Origin of the sequence: Streptomyces sp. NPDC048650, assembly GCF_043199095.1 — a bacterium.
GTDB lineage: Bacteria > Actinomycetota > Actinomycetes > Streptomycetales > Streptomycetaceae > Streptomyces.
Map to the genome: position 1 here is coordinate 1 of NZ_JBICVM010000015.1, position 18308 is coordinate 18308.

Annotated in this window: 16 protein-coding genes; 4 read left to right on the forward strand and 12 right to left on the reverse strand. The window is 70.1% G+C overall.

The features are described 5' to 3' along the window. Together ACGFML_RS31330 and coxB are read right to left on the reverse strand one after the other, a co-directional pair. A partial coding sequence (locus ACGFML_RS31330) for a cbb3-type cytochrome c oxidase subunit I (protein ID WP_393549008.1) occupies positions 1-322 on the reverse strand: 322 nt, incomplete at its 3' end. Further along, entirely contained in the window at positions 319-1275 is a 957-nt protein-coding gene (gene coxB, locus ACGFML_RS31335; protein ID WP_393549009.1) for a cytochrome c oxidase subunit II, read from the reverse strand. The genes ACGFML_RS31330 and coxB, both read right to left, overlap by 4 nt. 284 nt (positions 1276-1559) lie before the next feature. Here coxB and ACGFML_RS31340 point away from each other — a divergent pair, with 284 nt between their 5' ends. Next, a complete protein-coding gene (locus tag ACGFML_RS31340) occupies positions 1560-3026 on the forward strand; it encodes a cysteine desulfurase/sulfurtransferase TusA family protein (RefSeq protein WP_393549010.1) in 1467 nt (488 codons plus the stop codon). A gap of 11 nt (positions 3027-3037) precedes the next feature. Here the strand turns inward: ACGFML_RS31340 and ACGFML_RS31345 are convergent, their stop codons facing one another. Further along, positions 3038-4012, reverse strand: a complete 975-nt coding sequence (locus ACGFML_RS31345) for a carbohydrate kinase family protein (protein WP_393549011.1) — start codon at positions 4010-4012, stop codon at positions 3038-3040. A 159-nt stretch (positions 4013-4171) separates the two neighbouring features. Between ACGFML_RS31345 and ACGFML_RS31350 the strand changes: the two genes are divergently transcribed. Together ACGFML_RS31350 and ACGFML_RS31355 are read left to right on the forward strand one after the other, a co-directional pair. Further along, positions 4172-4402 (forward strand): hypothetical protein, encoded by a 231-nt coding sequence (locus tag ACGFML_RS31350; protein WP_393549012.1) that lies wholly within the window; start codon positions 4172-4174, stop codon positions 4400-4402. 214 nt (positions 4403-4616) lie between these two features. Further along, entirely contained in the window at positions 4617-6053 is a 1437-nt protein-coding gene (locus tag ACGFML_RS31355) for a hypothetical protein (RefSeq protein WP_393549150.1), read from the forward strand. Positions 6054-6122: 69 nt separating this feature from the next. On the opposite strand, the gene ACGFML_RS31360 is transcribed toward ACGFML_RS31355, so the two are convergent. Together ACGFML_RS31360 and erpA are read right to left on the reverse strand one after the other, a co-directional pair. Continuing rightward, positions 6123-6680 (reverse strand): MepB family protein, encoded by a 558-nt coding sequence (locus ACGFML_RS31360; protein ID WP_393549013.1) that lies wholly within the window; start codon positions 6678-6680, stop codon positions 6123-6125. A 115-nt stretch (positions 6681-6795) separates the two neighbouring features. Beyond that, complete coding sequence (erpA, locus tag ACGFML_RS31365; protein WP_393549014.1) at positions 6796-7152, reverse strand: iron-sulfur cluster insertion protein ErpA; 357 nt, start codon at positions 7150-7152, stop codon at positions 6796-6798. Between the two features lie 284 nt (positions 7153-7436). Between erpA and nadA the strand changes: the two genes are divergently transcribed. Next, the gene (gene nadA / locus ACGFML_RS31370) at positions 7437-8624 is read left to right on the forward strand and encodes a quinolinate synthase NadA (RefSeq protein ID WP_393549015.1); all 1188 of its coding nucleotides are present in this window, start codon (positions 7437-7439) and stop codon (positions 8622-8624) included. Between the two features lie 132 nt (positions 8625-8756). Here nadA and ACGFML_RS31375 read toward each other — a convergent pair whose 3' ends face one another. From ACGFML_RS31375 to ACGFML_RS31405, 7 genes are all read right to left on the reverse strand, one after another. Next, positions 8757-9305 (reverse strand): hypothetical protein, encoded by a 549-nt coding sequence (locus ACGFML_RS31375; protein ID WP_393549016.1) that lies wholly within the window; start codon positions 9303-9305, stop codon positions 8757-8759. A gap of 244 nt (positions 9306-9549) precedes the next feature. Continuing rightward, positions 9550-11325: an AAA family ATPase gene (locus ACGFML_RS31380; protein WP_393549017.1), complete on the reverse strand. Its 1776-nt coding sequence runs from the start codon at positions 11323-11325 to the stop codon at positions 9550-9552. Positions 11326-11402: 77 nt separating this feature from the next. After that, positions 11403-14597 (reverse strand): efflux RND transporter permease subunit, encoded by a 3195-nt coding sequence (locus ACGFML_RS31385; protein WP_393549018.1) that lies wholly within the window; start codon positions 14595-14597, stop codon positions 11403-11405. A gap of 205 nt (positions 14598-14802) precedes the next feature. After that, positions 14803-15489: a response regulator gene (locus ACGFML_RS31390; RefSeq protein WP_393549019.1), complete on the reverse strand. Its 687-nt coding sequence runs from the start codon at positions 15487-15489 to the stop codon at positions 14803-14805. Positions 15490-15547: 58 nt separating this feature from the next. Further along, positions 15548-16828, reverse strand: a complete 1281-nt coding sequence (locus tag ACGFML_RS31395) for a sensor histidine kinase (protein ID WP_393549020.1) — start codon at positions 16826-16828, stop codon at positions 15548-15550. 94 nt (positions 16829-16922) lie between these two features. After that, positions 16923-17201, reverse strand: coding sequence for a hypothetical protein (locus tag ACGFML_RS31400; RefSeq protein ID WP_393549021.1), 279 nt, complete (start codon positions 17199-17201; stop codon positions 16923-16925). A 93-nt stretch (positions 17202-17294) separates the two neighbouring features. Beyond that, entirely contained in the window at positions 17295-18092 is a 798-nt protein-coding gene (locus ACGFML_RS31405; protein ID WP_393549022.1) for a PspA/IM30 family protein, read from the reverse strand. Positions 18093-18308 lie beyond the last annotated feature (216 nt).

Below are 18308 nucleotides of genomic sequence, written 5' to 3' on the forward strand. Positions count from 1 at the left end.
TCCAGTTCGCGAATCCGGCGAACAGCGGCGTCGCGAACATCAGCAGCATGATCGTGCCATGCATCGTGAACGCCTGGTTGAACTGCTCGTTCGTCGTGATCTGCAGGCCGGGACGGGCCAGCTCGGCGCGCATCAGCAGCGCCATCAGGCCGCCGACACAGAAGAACGCGAACGACGTGACCAGGTACATCGTGCCGATGGTCTTGTGGTCAGTGGTGGTGAGCCACTTCACCACGGCGATGCCGGGTTGCTTCTTGCGGACGGGCGGTGCTGCCGGAGCCTTGTCGGCGGCGGCACCCTGAGGTTCGTTGAGGATGCTCACTGGTTCTTGGTCTCCGCATTCCTGGCGTGATCCGTCTGCTTGATGCCCGACGGCAGGTATCCGGTCTGGCCCTTCTTCGCCAGTTCCTTCAGGTGCTCCCGGTACTTGGCCGGGGAGACCACCTTGACGTTGAAGAGCATCCGGGAGTGGTCGACGCCGCACAGCTCGGCGCACTTGCCCATGAAGGTGCCCTCCTTGTTGGGAGTCACCTCGAAGACATTGGTGTGACCCGGAATCACGTCCTGCTTCATCAGGAACGGCACCACCCAGAAGGAGTGGATGACGTCACGCGACGTGAGGACGAACTGAACGCTCTCGCCCTTCGGCAGCCACAGGGTCGGACCCGGGTTGCCGGTCTGCGGGTTCCGTTCGCCCGGAGTGCCGGCGTCGTAGACGCCGTCGGCGCCGGCCGGAGCGGACTTCTTCCACTTGTCCGGGATCGCGGAGAGTTCGCTGGAGTTGATGTTGGACTTCTTGCCCTCGACGTTCTCCAGGTAGTTGAACGCCCAGCTCCACTGGAAGCCCACCACGTTGATGACGTGGTCCGGCTTCTTGGAAGTCTTGAGAACAGCGCTCTCATCGCGCGCGGTGAAGTAGAACAGCACCGCGATGATGATGAACGGGACGATCGTGTACAACGCCTCGATGGGCATGTTGTAACGCGTCTGAGTGGGGACCTCCACCTTGGTCCTGCTGCGGCGGTGGAAGATCACGCTCCAGATGATCAGGCCCCACACCAACACGCCCGTTGCGAGGGCGGCGGCCCAGGAGCCCTGCCAAAGAGAGAGGATCCGCGGCGCCTCGTCGGTGACGGGCGTTGGCATGCCGAGGCGGGGGAAGTCCTTATATGTGCAACCAGTAGCGGTCGCCAGGACCAGGCCCGCAGCAAGCACCTGCGGCAGCTTCCGCCGCATCGGGCGCCGCGACGAGCGGTCGGAGCCGTTGGGACTCACGTAGCGCCTTCCCGAGAGTCTCGCCCGCGCGGTCGGCTGCGGCCTTACTCGCTGGTCGGTCGCCGCCCTGCGTCGGGCAGGGGTTTGGATGTTTATGCGGACCAAACCCTACTGGACGCTATTTGGGGTCGCGCGGGGAGGGTGCCCAACGCGCCGCGAGCCACCCCGATGGGGTGGACGCGCCCTTCCGGGGGCGGGCGCCCGGACCCCGATTACCCGCCACCACCAGGCATCTGACGCCGCGCCGAGCGTCCGGTGCGGCGTGGTGTTCTAACGTCTCGTCCGTGCCCTACTTCGACGCCGCGTCCGCCGCCCCGCTGCATCCCGTCGCCCGCGAGGCCCTGGTCGCCTCACTGGACGAGGGCTGGGCCGATCCGTCCCGCCTCTACCGCGAGGGGCGGCGGGCGAGGATGCTGCTGGACGCGGCGCGGGAGGCCGCGGCGGAGGCCGTGGGCTGCCGTCCCGACGAGCTGGTTTTCACTCCTTCGGGGACGCAGGCGGTGCATTCCGGGATTTTCGGGGCGCTGGCCGGTCGTCGGCGCGTCGGCCGCCGCCTGGTGCACTCCGCCGTCGAGCACTCCGCCGTCCTGCACGCCGCCGAGGCCCACGAGGCGGCCGGGGGCGCGGTCTCCGAGGTCGGTGTGGACCGTAGCGGCCGGGTCGCGGCCGGGGAAGTCGCCGCGGCGCTGCGCCCGGACACCGCGCTCGTCTGTCTTCAGTCCGCGAATCACGAGGTGGGAACCGAACAACCGGTCGAGGAGGTAGCGGCGCTGTGCCGGGAGGCGGGGGTGCCCCTCCTGGTGGATGCGGCGCAGTCGCTGGCCTGGGGGCCGGTGCCGGGCGCGTGGTCGCTGGCGGCGGCGAGCGCCCACAAGTGGGGCGGTCCGCCCGGTGTCGGATTGCTGGCCGTCCGCAAGGGCACCCGCTTCTCGCCCCAGGGGCCCCTGGACGAACGGGAGTCGGGCCGCGTCCCGGGGTTCGGCAACCTCCCGGCGATCGTCGCGGCCGCCGCGTCGCTGCGCGCCCTGCGCGCCGAGGCGGGGACGGAGGGGGGCGAAGCGGCCCGGCTGCGGGGGCTGGTGGACCGGATCCGCCGCCGGGTACCGGAGCTGGTCCCGGAGGTGGAGGTGGTCGGCGACCCGGAGCGCCGCCTTCCCCACCTCGTCACCTTCTCCTGTCTTTACGTGGACGGCGAGACCCTTCTGCACGAACTCGACCGCGCGGGCTTCTCGGTCTCGTCCGGCTCGTCCTGTACGTCCAGCACCCTGACGCCGAGCCATGTGCTGCGCGCGATGGGGGTGCTCTCGGAGGGGAATGTCCGGGTATCGCTCCCGTACGGAACGCCGGAGGCGGAGGTGGAGCGGTTCCTGGAGGTGCTGCCGGGGATCGTGGGGTCGGTGCGCGAACAGCTGGGGGTGCCGGCTGCCGGGCCGGGACCGGCGTCCGCGGCGGATCCCTCGTCCGCGTCCGTCCCCTCGCCCGCGCCGGAGAAGCCGGAGGACGGGGAGCACGGGGAGGTCGGGGAGGTCGGGGAGGTGGTGGACGCGCTCGGCAGGCGCTGTCCGATTCCGGTCATCGAGCTGGCGAAGGTCATCGACCGGGTGCCGGTCGGCGGCACGGTGACGGTGCTGTCCGACGACGAGGCCGCGCGGCAGGACATCCCCGCCTGGTGCGCGATGCGCGGGCAGGAATACGTGGGTGAGGAGAGCGCGGAACGCGGCGCCGCATATGTGGTGCGGCGCCGCGTCTGAGGCGGAGCGGTTCAGGTCAGGTGCTGCTGGACCTCGGTGGCGGCCTCGTGGCCGTACGCCTTGGTGAAGCGGTCCATGAAGTGGCTGCGGTGCAGCTCGTACTCCTGGGTGCCGACGGTCTCGATGACGAGCGTCGCCAGCATGCAGCCGATCTGGGCGGCGCGCTCCAGGCCGACACCCCAGGCCAGGCCGGCGAGGAAGCCGGCGCGGAAGGCGTCGCCGACGCCGGTCGGGTCGGCCTTGGCGTTCTCCTCCGGGACGCCGACCTCGATGGCCGGCCGGCCGACCCGCTCGATGCGGACGCCGTTGGCGCCGAGGGTGGTGACGCGGGTGCCGACCTTGGCCAGGATCTCGTCGGCGGTCCAGCCGGTCTTGGACTCGATCAGGCCCTTCTCGTACTCGTTGGAGAAGAGGTAGGCCGCGCCCTCCATCAGGGTGCGGATGGCCTCGCCGTCCATCCGGGCGATCTGCTGGGAGAAGTCGGCGGCGAAGGGGATACCGCGGCTGCGGCACTCCTCGGTGTGCCGGATCATCGCCTCGGGGTCGTCCGCGCCGATCAGGACGAGGTCGAGGCCGCCGACCCGCTCGGCCACGTGCTGGAGCTCGATCAGTCGGGCCTCGCTCATGGCGCCGGTGTAGAAGGAGCCGATCTGGTTGTGGTCGGCGTCGGTGGTGCACACGAAGCGGGCGGTGTGCAGGACCTCGGAGATGCGTACGGAGCGGGTGTCGACGCCGTGGCGGTCGAGCCAGGCGCGGTACTCCTCGAAGTCGTTGCCCGCGGCACCGACCAGGACCGGCTTGATGCCGAGCTGGCCCATGCCGAAGCAGATGTTGGGGGCGACGCCGCCACGGCGGACGTCGAGCTGGTCGACGAGGAAGGAGAGGGAGACCGTATGCAGCTGGTCGGCGACCAACTGGTCGGCGAAGCGGCCGGGGAAGGTCATCAGATGGTCGGTGGCGATGGAGCCGGAGACTGCGATACGCACGGCTGGTCTGCTCCTGCGGGAGGCGGAGGGACGGGCGGACGTAAAGCAACGCTACCGGGCACGGTGCCGCGCCACTCGGTCATCCCGGACCTTTGGCCATACAGAAACTACCCAATAGTAGGTCTTTCTTCGTGATACGGGGCTGCGTACGGTGCCCCTATGACCAAGCCTGTGAAAGCCGTCACACCGTCCGCGCCGGCCCGCGCCCTCACCGCTCAGGATCCGGAGTCGCTCGACCAGCTGCGCGGGGACTGCGCACGGATGGCGCCACGCTTCGCGGCCGGGCGCTCCGGCGCCCCCGCTCCGGGTCGGGCGTCTGATCTGCACGGCATCAGGGTCCCCGCGAAGTCGGCCGCGCTCGTGGACGGCATGTCCGACTACGGCGACTGAGCGGCGGCCCGACAGCCCGCTGGGAACCGCGCGCACCCCGGCCCCGTCACATCCGTGTCCAGCCCTCCGGGAGGATGGCCTCCTGGAGGCTGGCACGTCAGATGTTCAGCGGAGCTGAAGGAGCGATGCGGTGAACACCGAGGAGACCGAGGGCACCCCCGAGACCCCGGAGACCACAGAGCGCAGGCGGCGTAGTCCGGTCCTTATCGCCTCGATGGCCGCCGCGGTACTGCTCGCCGGCGGCGGCGCGGCGTACTGGGCCTCGTCCGCTTCCGACCACGAGGGCTCCGGGGCGGGGGCCGCGCCCAAGGGAGACCCGCCACCACTGGCCCTCGACGGCCTCACGGGCGGCGGGATAGCGGCGGGTGAGCCCAATCCGCAGGGCGCCCACTACAAAGCGGTGCACAAGCTGCCGGGCGGGCCGGATTCCGCGCCGGTGTACCGGCCGAAGGGGCAGATCGGCAAGGCGGCCGTCGAACGGCTGGCCAAGGCGTTGGATGTGGCCGGAAAGGTGCGGTCGGAAGGTACGTCGTGGAAGGTCGGCGGGCTGACGCGGGACGCGCGCAGCCCCGTGCTCCAGGTCCGCAAGACCGGTTCGGGCGCCTGGACGTACTCGCAGTACGGCACGCCGGGCGGCACGAACTGCGCACTGCCGTCCTCGCCGAAGGGCGACACCGGGGCGGACAGCTCGGCGTCCGGCCGTCCCGGCTGCCCCTCGTACCGCGGTGGCGGGGACGCGTCGACGGAGGACGACGGCAGCGGCAAGGGCGCGGTCTCGGCGGAGAAGGCCCGACAGGCCGTGCGGCCGGCGCTGAAGGCGCTCGGCCAGGAGGACGCGAAGCTGGACGCGAGCGGGCTGTCCGGCGCGGTCCGGATCGTGACCGCCGACCCGGTGCTCGGCGGGCTGCCGACGTACGGCTGGCAGAGCGATCTGCAGGTCGGCTCGGACGGTCAAGTGGTCGGCGGCAGCGGCCAGTTGGCGCATCCGTTCAAGGGCGCCGACTATCCGGTGCTGAGCGCGGACAAGACCCTGGACCGGCTGAATTCGGGCGATGGGCGCAAGCCGGCCGGCTGCCCCTCGACGCCCCCCGCGAAGAAGGGCGACGCCCCCGTCGCGCCGTGTGAGCCCGCGCCGACGAAGGGCCAGCGGCCGACCGAGGTGACCGGCGCGGTCTTCGGGCTCGCGGTGCAGTACGTGGACGGCCGCCAGGCGCTCGTTCCGTCCTGGCTGTACAAGGTGCGCCAGCCCGGCGCCGGCGAGGGGCCGGACGCGGCGTCGACGGTCGCGCACCCGGCGGTGAACCCGAAGTACCTGGCGCACTCCCCCGGCGGCTCGTCGCAGGGTCCGGGCAAGCCGCCGCACAAGCCGTCCGGCAAGCCCGGCGCGATGGCGCTGGAGTCGTACGCCGTGTCCGGGGGCGGCAAGAAGCTGACCCTGCACTTCTGGGGCGGGGTGTGCAGCACGTACACGGTGAGCGCCGAGGAGTCGGGGACGACGGTGAAGACCAAGGTCACCGGCAAGGACAAGCGGCCGCACCAGGTCTGCGTGAAGATCGCCAAGGAGTTCACCCGGTCGGTGACGCTGGACAAGCCGCTGGACGGTCGCAAGGTGGTCGATGTCTCGACCGGTGAGTCGGTGCCGAAACAGTAGCGGCGCCGAAGCAGTAGCGGCGGGCCATGAGGCGGCGGCCGCGGGAGCCGGACTCCCGCGGCCGCCGCCTCATGTCCGGTAGAACTCCTGGGTGCGGGCCGGGTCGACGGGAGCCGCGCCGATGTCCAGGAAGTGGTCCAGCTGCCAGGTCTGAGTGGCGCGGGCCTGGCGGCCGGTGGTGCAGGCCCACGGCGGGTAGACGCGGAAGGCGCGCTTGCCGCCGGTGCCGTCGGCCGACACGATGCCCCGCCGGCGGAGGACCTCCCACGGAAAGACGAACTGCCCGAAGCGGCCGGCGTCCCGGGTGCTGATGACGAAGAGGTCGATGCCGTCACCGGAGTCGAAGGGCGCGATCGGTCCGTCGGGCGATCTCTTCCAGACGGTGACGAACTGGCCGGTCTTCGTCGGGGTGATGCGGGCCGCACGGAAGCGAACGGAGCGGCCGTCCAGGGTGAAGGAGTACGCGCCGTACGCGGCGCTCTCCGGTTCGGGCCGCGGGGTCGAGCAGACGAATCCGCTCGGGTCGTAGACCAGCGTCCTCGCCGCCAGCAGGTCGGCGTGGACCGGTTCCCCGCCGTGCCAGGGCCCGGCGGCGGCCCGGCCGGAAGTCTCGTGCTCCGTCGTCATGGCGCCATCCTGACAGCCCCGCGCCCGGCGCCCTGCGGGGGCGGCATCCCGGGACGCAGTGAAGGCGGTGCACCCCGGCCGGGGTGCACCGCCTTCATCCTGCCCGCTGCTCCTCTTAGCTGAAGGAGTCGCCGCAGGCGCAGGAGCCCGTGGCGTTGGGGTTGTCGATCGTGAAGCCCTGCTTCTCGATGGTGTCGACGAAGTCGATGGAGGCGCCGCCGAGGTACGGGGCGCTCATCCGGTCGGTGACGACCTTGACACCGTCGAAGTCCTTGACCACATCGCCGTCGAGCGAGCGCTCGTCGAAGAAGAGCTGGTAACGCAGTCCGGAGCAGCCGCCGGGCTGGACCGCCACCCGCAGCGCGAGGTCGTCCCGGCCCTCCTGCTCCAGCAGGGTCTTGACCTTCGACGCGGCCGCGTCGGACAGGATGATGCCGTCGCTGACGGTGGCCTGCTCGTCCTGAACGCTCATCTACATCTCTCCCGGGTTGTACGGACCGCTTGCCCTCGGCTGTAACCGAAGGGCCCCCGGATCTATTCCGGCAGCGCGCTACTTGTCCTTGGTCTTCCTTCTTCATGCTCGCACACGCCCGCGCGGACGACGGTGGCTGCCCGGTTTTTCGGAGGGGCGCACCGGCGAGGCGGATGCGTCACATCGACATGATGGCCATCGTCAAAGTGACGTGAAGCGGCTATGATAGATAATGTCAAATAGACGAAAAGGCTGTGCCAAGAGCCGTTCGCAGAAAAGAGAGGGTGCGTGTCGTGACCACCGCCCAGCCCCTGGACGTCCAGCCGAGCCCGCTGGCGCTGCTCCTCCTCGGCCGCGAGGCCGACCCGAAGAGCGAGCGTGGCGTGGAGTGCCCCGGCGATCTGCCGGCGCCATCCGACCCCGACCTCGTCGAGCGGGCCCGCGCGGCCAAGGAGAAGCTCGGCGACAAGGTCTTTGTCCTCGGGCACCACTACCAGCGCGACGAGGTGATCGAGTTCGCCGATGTGACGGGCGACTCCTTCAAGCTCGCGCGGGATGCGGCCGCCCGGCCCGACGCGGAGTACATCGTCTTCTGCGGCGTGCACTTCATGGCCGAGTCGGCGGACATCCTCACCGGCGACGACCAGCAGGTCATCCTCCCCGACCTGGCCGCCGGCTGCTCGATGGCCGACATGGCCACCGCCGAGCAGGTCGCCGAGTGCTGGGACGTCCTGACCGAGGCCGGCGTCGCCGACCAGGTGGTCCCCGTCTCGTACATGAACTCCTCCGCCGACATCAAGGCCTTCACCGGCAAGCACGGCGGCACCATCTGCACCTCCTCCAACGCCAAGCGGGCGCTGGACTGGGCCTTCGAGCAGGGAGAGAAGGTCCTCTTCCTGCCCGACCAGCACCTGGGGCGCAACACCGCCGTCCGCGACATGGGCATGTCTCTGGACGACTGCGTGCTCTACAACCCCCACAAGCCCAACGGCGGCCTCACCGCCGAGCAGCTGCGGGACGCGAAGATGATCCTGTGGCGCGGTCACTGCTCCGTCCACGGCCGCTTCTCCCTGGACTCGGTCGACGACGTCCGCGCCCGCATCCCCGGCGTGAACGTCCTCGTCCACCCCGAGTGCAAGAACGAGGTCGTGGCCGCGGCGGACTACGTCGGCTCGACGGAATACATCATCAAGGCGCTGGAGGCGGCCCCGCGCGGCTCGAAGTGGGCCATCGGTACGGAACTGAACCTGGTCCGCCGCCTCGCCAACCGCTTCGCGGCGGAGGACAAGGAGATCGTCTTCCTCGACAAGACGGTCTGCTTCTGCTCGACCATGAACCGCATCGACCTCCCCCACCTGGTGTGGACCCTGGAATCGCTGGCGTCCGGCAAGGTCGTCAACCGCATCCAGGTCGACAGGGAGACCGAGAGCTTCGCGAAGCTGGCGCTGGAGCGGATGCTGGCGCTGCCGTAGCCGCCGGCGGCTGGCCCGCTGTCGTGGGGCGCCCCTTCTTCGGAGGGGCGCCCCACCGCCGTTCCGGCACCGCCCGTCCTTGCCGGGGAGACGACCGGCGACCTCCCGGGACGAACCGATCATCCGTGGCCCTCAGTAGTCCTCCACATAGCGCCGCATCCAGGCGTCGAACGTGCCCCCCGACTCCTCGTGGGCCGCGTCGATGACGGCGTCGGGATCGGCCACGGGGTCCAGGCCGAGCTCCTCCTTCAGCCACGCCACGTAGTCCTCGTGGCGCTCACTGGGCTCGTCGTCGTCATCGGGGTAGAAGTAGGCGCTGTCGATCGTGGCCCACATCCAGGCATCGCAGGCGAGCAGTTGGAACAGCTCACGCAGACTCCGGGCGACGACGTGGACACCGCCCTCGTCCCCGAACACCACGACCGGCAGCGCGGCCAGGTCGGTACGGTCGTCCACCCGCCAGAGAGCGTAGATCGATCCGCTCCCGTTGGCCTGGGCGAAGGCGATGAAGCACCGGAGGAACTCCGGTTCGTCCGACCATGTGCGGATGCCGGCGGTGTCGCCGTAGTCGGCGGGCGGGTGCAGCTCGAAGCCGTTCGCGTACCACTCCCCCGGAACGCGTTGCTCGAACTGCCGGAGCCGTTCCAGCTCGGGTATGGGCAGGGGGGTGGGGTCGTTCAACGGTCTCTCCGTACAGGGCGGGGCAGCGCAGGGCAGGGCAGGGAGTGTCCCCGTCGGGCGTCAGGCTACCTATCGGCCTGCCGGCGTGTACCCAAAAGCTGCTTGCGGCGGGGGAGTTGCCCCGGCCGACGGGAGCGTGGACGACGGCAGGAACCCCAACGGCCCGGCGCTGCCCCTCCCACGCCCAAGGGATGTCGCAGACCGCCCCGGTGCCGATGATGCGGTCGGAGCGCCGACGCTCGCCCTAGTACGGCCCCACGAGTTCCCGGTACGCGGCCGCGATGTCCTCGCCGAGGACCGTGGTGATGTGTTCGCGGGTCAGGGTGCCGCCCTGCTCGTACACGGCAGCGAGGCGCAGATCGCGTTGGGCCGTGGCCTTCTGGCAGAGTTCGCGGGCGAATCGGCCGTTGCCGAGTTTGTCGGTCAGGTCGCTCTCCGCGGCTGCGGTGAAGCATTCTTCGAGTGCCGCGTTGCCGTCCGGGGAGAGGGTGTCGCCCTGACCTACGAGCATCGACTCGGCGATGGCGACGAGTTCCGGAACGGAATAGGACGGAAAGTTGACCCAGGTGGTGAATCGGGAAGCCAGGCCGGGGTTTGCCGCGATCAGCTCGCCCATTTCGTCCCGATAGCCGGCCAGGACGACCATCAGCCGGTCGCGGTCGTCCTCGGCGCGCTTGAGGAGTACCTGGAGTGCTTCGTCTCCGAAGGCGTCACCGCCGGAATATCCGCTGTTGGAGAGTGCGTATGCCTCGTCGATGAACAGGACGCCGTCCAGGGCCGAATCGATCCGCTGTCCCGTTTTGATGGCAGTGGAGCCGAGGTGCTGGCCTACGAGGTCGACCCGCTGCGATTCCACCACATGGCCGCGGTCGAGCAGGTCCAGCCCGGCGAATACCTTGCCGATGATGCGGGCGACGGTGGTCTTTCCCGTACCCGGCGGGCCCGCGAAGACGAAATGCTGGGGACGAGCGGCGGACGGCAGGCCCTGTTCTGCGCGAAGTGCCGCCATGCGCAATTGGGCGATAAGGGTGCGGACCTGGCGTTTCACCGGTTCCAGGCCGATCATGCCGTCGAGGGACTGCTGGGCTTCCGCGAGGAGGTCGGCCCGCTGTTCGGCGGAGAGGCTGCCCGCTGTTCCTTCCTCGCGGGCGGGTGGTGCGTCCGGGACCGGGGCCGGATCGGCTTCGGCGGTTGCCGCGGTCGTGGTCGCGGTCGTGGTCGTCGCAACCCGGGCCTGTGCGCGTTCCGCCACATCCAGTAATCCCGGGACGAGACGGTAGGCGTATTGGTAGTGCTCCAGGGCGTCGTCGGCATTTCCGAATTCTTCGAGGACCCGTCCCCTGAAATACGCGACCTCGGCCTCGAAGCGACCGCCGGCCTCGAGGCGTTGCGGCAGCGGGGCGAGCACGTTCAATGCCTCGCGGAATACCCGCTGGTTGATGAGCGCGATGGCCACGTACAGCTGTGACTCGTCACGGAAGAAGGCGTCTTGGATGTCCCGGGCGAAGGTCAGCACCGACGACCAGTCGCGCTTGAGGAAGGCATAGCGTGTGCAGACGAACCGGGTTTCGTCGCAGTCCAGCATGGCCTCGGACAGGTTCGCCCAGGCCACGTCGAGTTTCTGGGTATCGAGCAATTCGGTCATGGTCGCCAGCCACAGGTCGCGGGCGTTCTCCAGTCGGAAGGTGACGTAGTAGCCGATCTGGAAGCGCGACTTCACCGGCATGCCGAATTTATTGCGGAGGACCCCGAAATTCGCCGCATTGCGGTTCATTCCTTCGAGGGCTTCTTTCTGGCGCCGACCCGTCGCGTGCAGACCCAGCCAGGCGTCCGCGGCGGTGGGGTCGTGCCGCACCGCCTCCTCGAAGTACCGGGCGGCGGCATCGTTCTGCCCCTGTTGCAGCGCCCTCACCGCGCAGATCCACGCGTCTTCGGCCTTCTTCGCGGCGCGCCGCGGCACGGAAGCTGCCGGCACAGTGCCTCCCCCTCGATCAGCAACTGAGCGCAGGATAGTCGTCACGGTGGGCATGACACACGCCGGAGCCCCCGCGGCCATGTGACATGGCCGCGGGGGCTCCGGGTCGGGAGGCCCGTGGGTCAGACCCCGGCGGGCTCCGGGGTGCGCTCGGTTTCGTCGGCCGGTGTGCCGTCCTTCTTCGCGCGCTTGGCCGCCTTCTTCTTCGTCCGGCGTTCCTTGCGGAGCTCGATGATCGCGTAGAGCGTCGGGACGAGGAGGAGGGTGAGCAGGGTGGAGCTGATCAGACCGCCGATCACGACGACGGCGAGCGGCTGGGATATGAAGCCGCTGTTGCCGGTGAGGGACAGCGCCATCGGGAGCAGCGCCATGATCGTCGCCAGGGCCGTCATCAGGATGGGGCGGAGGCGGTGGCGGCCGCCCTCGATGACGGCCTCGACGACCGAGTAACCCTGCGAGCGGTACTGGTTGATCAGGTCGATCAGCACGATGGCGTTGGTGACCACGATGCCGATCAGCATCAGCATGCCGATCATCGCCGGGACGCCCAGCGGGGTGCCGGTGGCGACCAGCAGGCCGATCGCGCCGGTCGCCGCGAAGGGGATGGAGACCAGGAGGATCAGCGGCTGGACGAGGGACCGGAAGGTGCCCACCAGGAGCATGAAGACGATGGCGATGGCCGCGAGCATGGCCAGGCCGAGCGACGCGAACGCGTCGGTCTGGTCCTGGGAGACGCCGCCGATCTCAGCGGTGGCGCCGTCGGGCAGCTTGAGGCCGTCGATCCTGCTCTGCAGCTTGGTGCTGACCGCGCCGGTGTTGTCGCCGGTCGGCTTGGCGCTGATGGTCGCCGAGCGGGCGCCGTCGATCCGGGTCATCCGGACCGGGCCGGGGACCGTCTTGACGGTGGCGATGGTGCCGAGTTTGACGGTGCCCGACGGGGTCGGCACGGCGAGGTTCTTCAGCTGCGCCTCGGTGGTGGCCGAGTGGGCCGCCTTGATCACGACATCGCGCTCGGTGTCGTCCAGGACCGCCTTGCTCTGGCTGGTGGTGCCGCGGACCGCCTGGGCGACCACGCCGCCGAGGGTGGTCTGGTGGTAACCGGCCGCCGCCGCCTTGGCGTTGGGGGTGACGGAGATGCGCGGCACGCTCTGGGCGAGGTCGCTCTGGACGTCCGTGACGTCGTCCAGCGAGGCGACGGCCTTGCGGACCTGTTCGCTCGCCCGGTCGAGGACAGCGGCGTCGCCGGCCTTGACGACCACGCTCAGGTCCTGGTTGCCGAAGCCGCCGCCGCCCGCGGTGACGGTCGTGTCGCCGATGGATGCGCCGAGCTTGTCCAGGCCGGTGCGCAGATCGGTGGTGACCTTGTCGGAGTCGTCGGAGTTCTTCAGCTTCACCTGGTACGTGGCTTCGTTGGCGCCGCTGCCGCCGCCGAAGGCGGCCATGAAGCCGGAGGAGCCGACGGTGACCTGGTAGTCCGCGATCAGGTCGTTGCCCGCGAGGAGCTTTTCGACCTTCTTCGCCTGGGCGTCGGAGGCGCCGAGGCTCGTCCCGGGCTCGAGCTCCTGCTTGATGCTCAGGGTGTCCTGTTCGCCCTGGTCGAAGAAGTTGGTCTTCAGCAGCGGGCCCATGCCGAAGGTGCCGACGAGGATGACGGCGGCGATGAGCAGGCTGGTGAACCGGCGGCGGGTGGCGAAGCGCAGGACCGGGACGTAGAGGCGCTGCAGCGGGCTGCGGCTCTCCTTCTCCTCGGCCGCGCGGCGCAGCTCGTCCACGGTGGTGCCCTCGGGGATCTTCGGGGCACGCAGGAACCAGTACGAGAGGACCGGGACGACGGTGAGCGAGACGATCAGGGAGGAGAGCAGCGCGACCGTCACCGTGATCGAGAAGGAGCCGAAGAGCGCGCCCACCATGCCGCCGACCACACCGATCGGGAGGAAGACCGCGACCGTGGTGAGGGTGGAGGACGTGATCGCTCCGGAGACCTCCTTGACGGCGGTGAGGATGGCCTCGCGGCGTTCCTCGCCGTAGCCCAGGTGCCGCTTGATGTTCTCCAGGACGACGATGGAGTCGTCGACGACGCGGCCGATCGCGATGGTCAGCGCGCCGAGGGTGAGCATGTTGAGGGAGAGGTCGCCGGTCCACAGGACGATCAGGGTGATGACGACCGAGAGGGGGATGGAGACCGCGGTGACGAGGGTCGAGCGGAGGCTGAGCAGGAAGAGCAGGATCACCACCACGGCCATGATCAGGCCGAGCAGCCCCTCCGTGGTCAGCGACTCGATCGACTTCGAGACGGCCGGGCCCTGGTCGGAGGCGACGGTCACCTCGGCGCCCTTGCCAAGGTCCTGACGGATCTTGGGCAGCTTGTCCTTGACCGCGTCGGATATGGCGACCGCGCTGCCGTCCTGGTCCATCGTCATGGTGATGGCGAGGCTCGGCCTGCCGTTGGTGCGGGTGAGGGAGGTCGGGGTGGCCGACTCCTCCTTGACGGTGGCGACGTCACCGAGGCGGACCGGCTTGGCACCGGCGGCCGCACCAGGGGCACCCGCGCCGCCCGCCGCTCCCGCTCCCGCGGTCGGCGCGATGCGCAGGTCCCGGATCTGCTTGACGGAGGTGTAGCCGGCCCCGACCTGGACGGTCCGGCTCTTGCCGCCCTCCGAGAACGCGCCGGCCGGCACGGACGTACCGCCGGCGTCCAGGGCCTGGCTGAGCGCCGAGGCGTTCAGTCCGGCGGCGGCGAGCTTCCTGTCGTCCGGCGTGACCGCGACGATCCGGTCCGTGACGCCGCTGACGCTGACCTGGCCGACCCCGTCGATGTTCTTCAGGCCCGGTACGACGCTGCGGTTCAGCTGGTCGGCGAGGGTCTGCTGGTCCTTGGTGGTGGAGGACACGGCGAGGACGACGGCGGGCAGGTCGTCCGTGCCACCGGCCACCACCTGCGGGTCGACGTCCTTGGGCAGCTTCGCGCGGGCGCGGTTGACCGCCTGCTGGACGTCGGCGACGAGGGTCTTGGAGTCGTTGCCGTAGTCGAACTGCGCCATGATGACGCCCGAGCCCTCGCTGGAGGTCGAGGTGACGCTCTTGATGCCGTCGACGGCCTGGATTCCGTCCTCGAGCGGCTCGATCACCTGCTTCTCGACGACATCGGGCGAGGCTCCCTGGTAGGGCGCCATCACGGACACCATCGGAAGGTCGATGGACGGCAGGAGCTGCTGCTTGAGCTGTGGGATCGCAATGGCACCGAAGGCGATCGCGACGATCGACATCAGCGCTATCAAGCCCCGTTGTACGAGGCTGAGTCGGGACAGCCAGGCCATGGGTGGGGTCTCTCTTCTGTTCAGAAACATCCGGAGGGTCGGCGGGGCCTGCACAGGCCCACCTACACTTTCGGCCATGCTCGGAGCGGTTTTCCTCGCTCGCAGGTCGGTTTCGGGACCCCGGCCGTACCGCGTTCGGAGTACGGCGCCCTCCACCTCCCCTGCACCCCTGGGGGTACGGGTCCTTACTGCGCCCGCAGGTCGCTCACTGCACCCGGGGGCGCACGAGTCCGGACTCGTAGGCGATGACCACCAGCTGGGCCCGGTCGCGGGCGCCGAGTTTGGCCATCGCACGGTTGACGTGCGTCTTGACGGTGAGCGGGCTGACCGTCAGCCGCTCGGCGATCTCGTCGTTGGACAGGCCGCCGGCCACCAGGACCAGCACCTCTCGCTCGCGGCCGGTGAGCGCCGCCAGCCGCTCGGCGCTCCGGCCGGCCGGCCCGCCCTCGTCCGAACTTCCGCCCTGGGCGAGGAACTTGGCGATCAGCCCCTTGGTCGCGACGGGCGACAGCAGCGCCTCCCCGGCGGCCGCGATGCGGATGGCGTTGAGCAGGTCGTCCGGTTCGGCGCCCTTGCCGAGGAAGCCGCTGGCGCCCGCCCGCAGCGACTGGACCACGTAGTCGTCGACCTCGAACGTGGTCAGGATGACCACCTTGACGTCGCTGAGCTCCGGGTCCTGGCTGATCATGCGGGTGCCGGCGAGGCCGTCCACGCCGGGCATCCGGATGTCCATCAGCACGACGTCGGCGCCGCTGCTGCGGGTCAGCTCGTAGGCCTGGGCGCCGTCGGAAGCCTCCCCGACCACCTGCATGTCGGGCTCGGAGTCGACCAGGATCCGGAACGCGCTGCGCAGCAGCATCTGGTCGTCGGCGAGCAGCACCTTGATCGTCACGTCGTCTCCCCCGTCATGCCCGTCTCCCCCGTCTCCCCCGTCAAACCCGTCTCCTCCGTCATACCGTCTCCCCCGTGCGGGCGGTGTGCAGCGGGAGGGTGACCCGCACCTGGAAGCCGCCGGTCGCGCGGGGGCCCGTCACGACCGTGCCGCGCAGGGCGAAGACCCGCTCGCGCATGCCGATCAGGCCGTGGCCGCCGCCGGTGTCCTCGGCCCCGTCCGCCCGCTGCGCCGGCACCTGGGCCGCCCGGCCGCCGTCGTCCAGGACGGTCAGCGTCAGCGCGGTCTCGGAGCGGATGATGCGGACCGTGGCGCGGGCGCCGTCGCCGGCGTGCTTGTGGACGTTGGTCAGCGCCTCCTGGACCACGCGGTAGGCGGTGAGGTCGATCGAGGCGGGCAGGGACTGCGGCGCGGGTGGGATCTCCAGCTCGACGGGCAGGCCCGCGCGGACGAAGCCGTCGACGAGCTGGTCCAGGACGCCGAGGCCGGGGGCGGGTTCGGTGGGCGCCCTGGGGTCGTCGGACTGGCGCAACAGGCCGACGGTGGCGCGGAGTTCGTCGAGCGCGGAGCGGGACGCCTCGCGGACGTGGGCGAGGGCCTGCTTGGCCTGGTCGGGCCGGTTGTCCATGACGTGCGAGGCGACCCCGGCCTGGACGTTGACCAGGGCGATGTGGTGGGCGACGACGTCGTGCAGCTCGCGGGCGATCCGCATGCGCTCCTCGGCGACCCGGCGGCGGGCCTCCTCCTCGCGGGTGCGTTCGGCGCGTTCGGCGCGTTCGCGGATGGCGTCGACGTACGCCCGGCGGCTGCGCACGGCGTCGCCCGCGGCCGCGGCCATGCCCGTCCAGGCGAAGATCGCCAGGTTCTGCTGGGCGTACCAGGGGTGTTCGCCGAAGAGCATCGCGGCGGCGGTGAGCACGACGATGGTCAGCGCACCGACCCGCCAGGTGGTGGGCCGGTCCGTGCGCGAGGCCAGCGTGAAGAGCGCGAGGACGGCGGAGAAGGCCACCGGGGCGCGCGGGTCGCTGGAGCGGACGACCAGCTCGACGACGGTCAGCGACCCGGTGACGGCCAGCACACTGCGCGGGAACCGGCGGCGGGCGACCAGGGCGGTGCAGGCGAGTGCGGCCAGCACCACGGTGGTGGCGGACAGCTCGCGGACGCCGAAGCGGGGGCCGTGCGGACCGTGCGGGTCGGCGACCGCGCCGCACAGGGTCGCCACGAAGAAGACCGCGGCCAGTGCGGCGTCGAACGCGAGCGGGTGCGTCCGGTGCCACTGGAAGCGGCCGGCGCGCCGAGCGTCCGGTACGGCATCCGATGCCGCGTCGAGGGAGGTCACAAGAGGAAACGGTAACGCCCCGGACCCTGTGGGGCCGGGGCGCTGTCCGTTGTGCGCTGGAGTGGTGGTGCGGTGGAGCGGCCGGGTGCGGGTGTCAGCCCGGGATCAGACCGTCGTCGCTGAGCATCTCGCGGACTTCGTCGAGGGTCGCGTCCGGGGATGGCAGGATCAGCTCGGAGGGCTCCAGGGATTCGTCCGGAAGGGGGCTGCCGAGGCGGCGCACCGCGTCCAGGAGCGCTCCGAGGGTGCGCCGGAAGCCGTCCGCATCGCCGCTCTCCATCTCGTCGAGCAGCTCGTCGTCCAGCTTGTTGAGCTCGGTGAAGTGGGCGTCATCCAGCTTCACCTGGCCCTCCCCCATGATCCGTACGATCACGACGGTCTCCCTTGGTCCGGTCCGACGGTCCCGCGGCGGCTGCTGCACCGACCCCGTACTGCGGGTCTCTGCGAGGCTAACCGCCGCCGGACCTCACTGCTTGTCGAAACGCGGCTGGTCCTGCTGCGGGGCCTGCTGGCCCTCGCCGCCCTGGCCGCCTTCGATGGCCTGCTTGCCGGCGGACGGACCACCCGCGAGCTCGGCCTTCATCCGCTGCAGCTCCAGCTCGACATCGGTGCCGCCGGACAGCCGGTCCAGCTCGGCGGTGATGTCGTCCTTGGCCATGCCGGTCGGGTCGTCCAGCGCACCCGAGGCCAGCAGTTCGTCGATCGCACCGGCCCGCGCCTGCATCTGCGCGGTCTTGTCCTCGGCGCGCTCGATGGCCATGCCGACGTCGCCCATCTCCTCGGAGATGCCGGAGAAGGCCTCGCCGATCCGGGTCTGGGCCTGGGCCGCGGTGTACGTGGCCTTGATGGTCTCCTTCTTCGTACGGAAGGCGTCGACCTTGGCCTGCAGCCGCTGCGCCGCGAGGGTGAGCTTCTCCTCCTCGCCCTGCAGCGTCTGGTGCTGGCTCTCCAGGTCGGTGACCTGCTGCTGCAGCGCGGAACGGCGGGAGAGCGCCTCGCGGGCGAGGTCCTCCCGGCCGAGCGCGAGGGCCTTGCGGCCCTGGTCCTCCAGCTTGGAGGACTGGCCCTGGAGCTGGTTGAGCTGCAGTTCCAGGCGTTTACGGGAGGTCGCCACGTCGGCGACGCCACGGCGCACCTTCTGCAGCAGCTCCAGCTGCTTCTGGTACGAGTAATCGAGGGTCTCGCGCGGATCCTCGGCCCGGTCCAGGGCCTTGTTGGCCTTCGCGCGGAAGATCATCCCCATCCGCTTCATGACACCGCTCATGGGCCTCGCGCGCCCCCTTCTGACCGAGTTACATCGGGCTTAGGCTCCAGCACATCTACAGACCCCACAGTACGGGCCTCGGTTCCATTACCGCACTGTTCGGGCCCGGATGCGCTCCTCCTGCAGGACGATCAATGAGCCCACGTCTCCCGCCCAAGGAGTAGGGAAGGCGCAGAAAGGACCCCGGTCCGGCCGTTTGAGGGCTCCGTTGCCGGA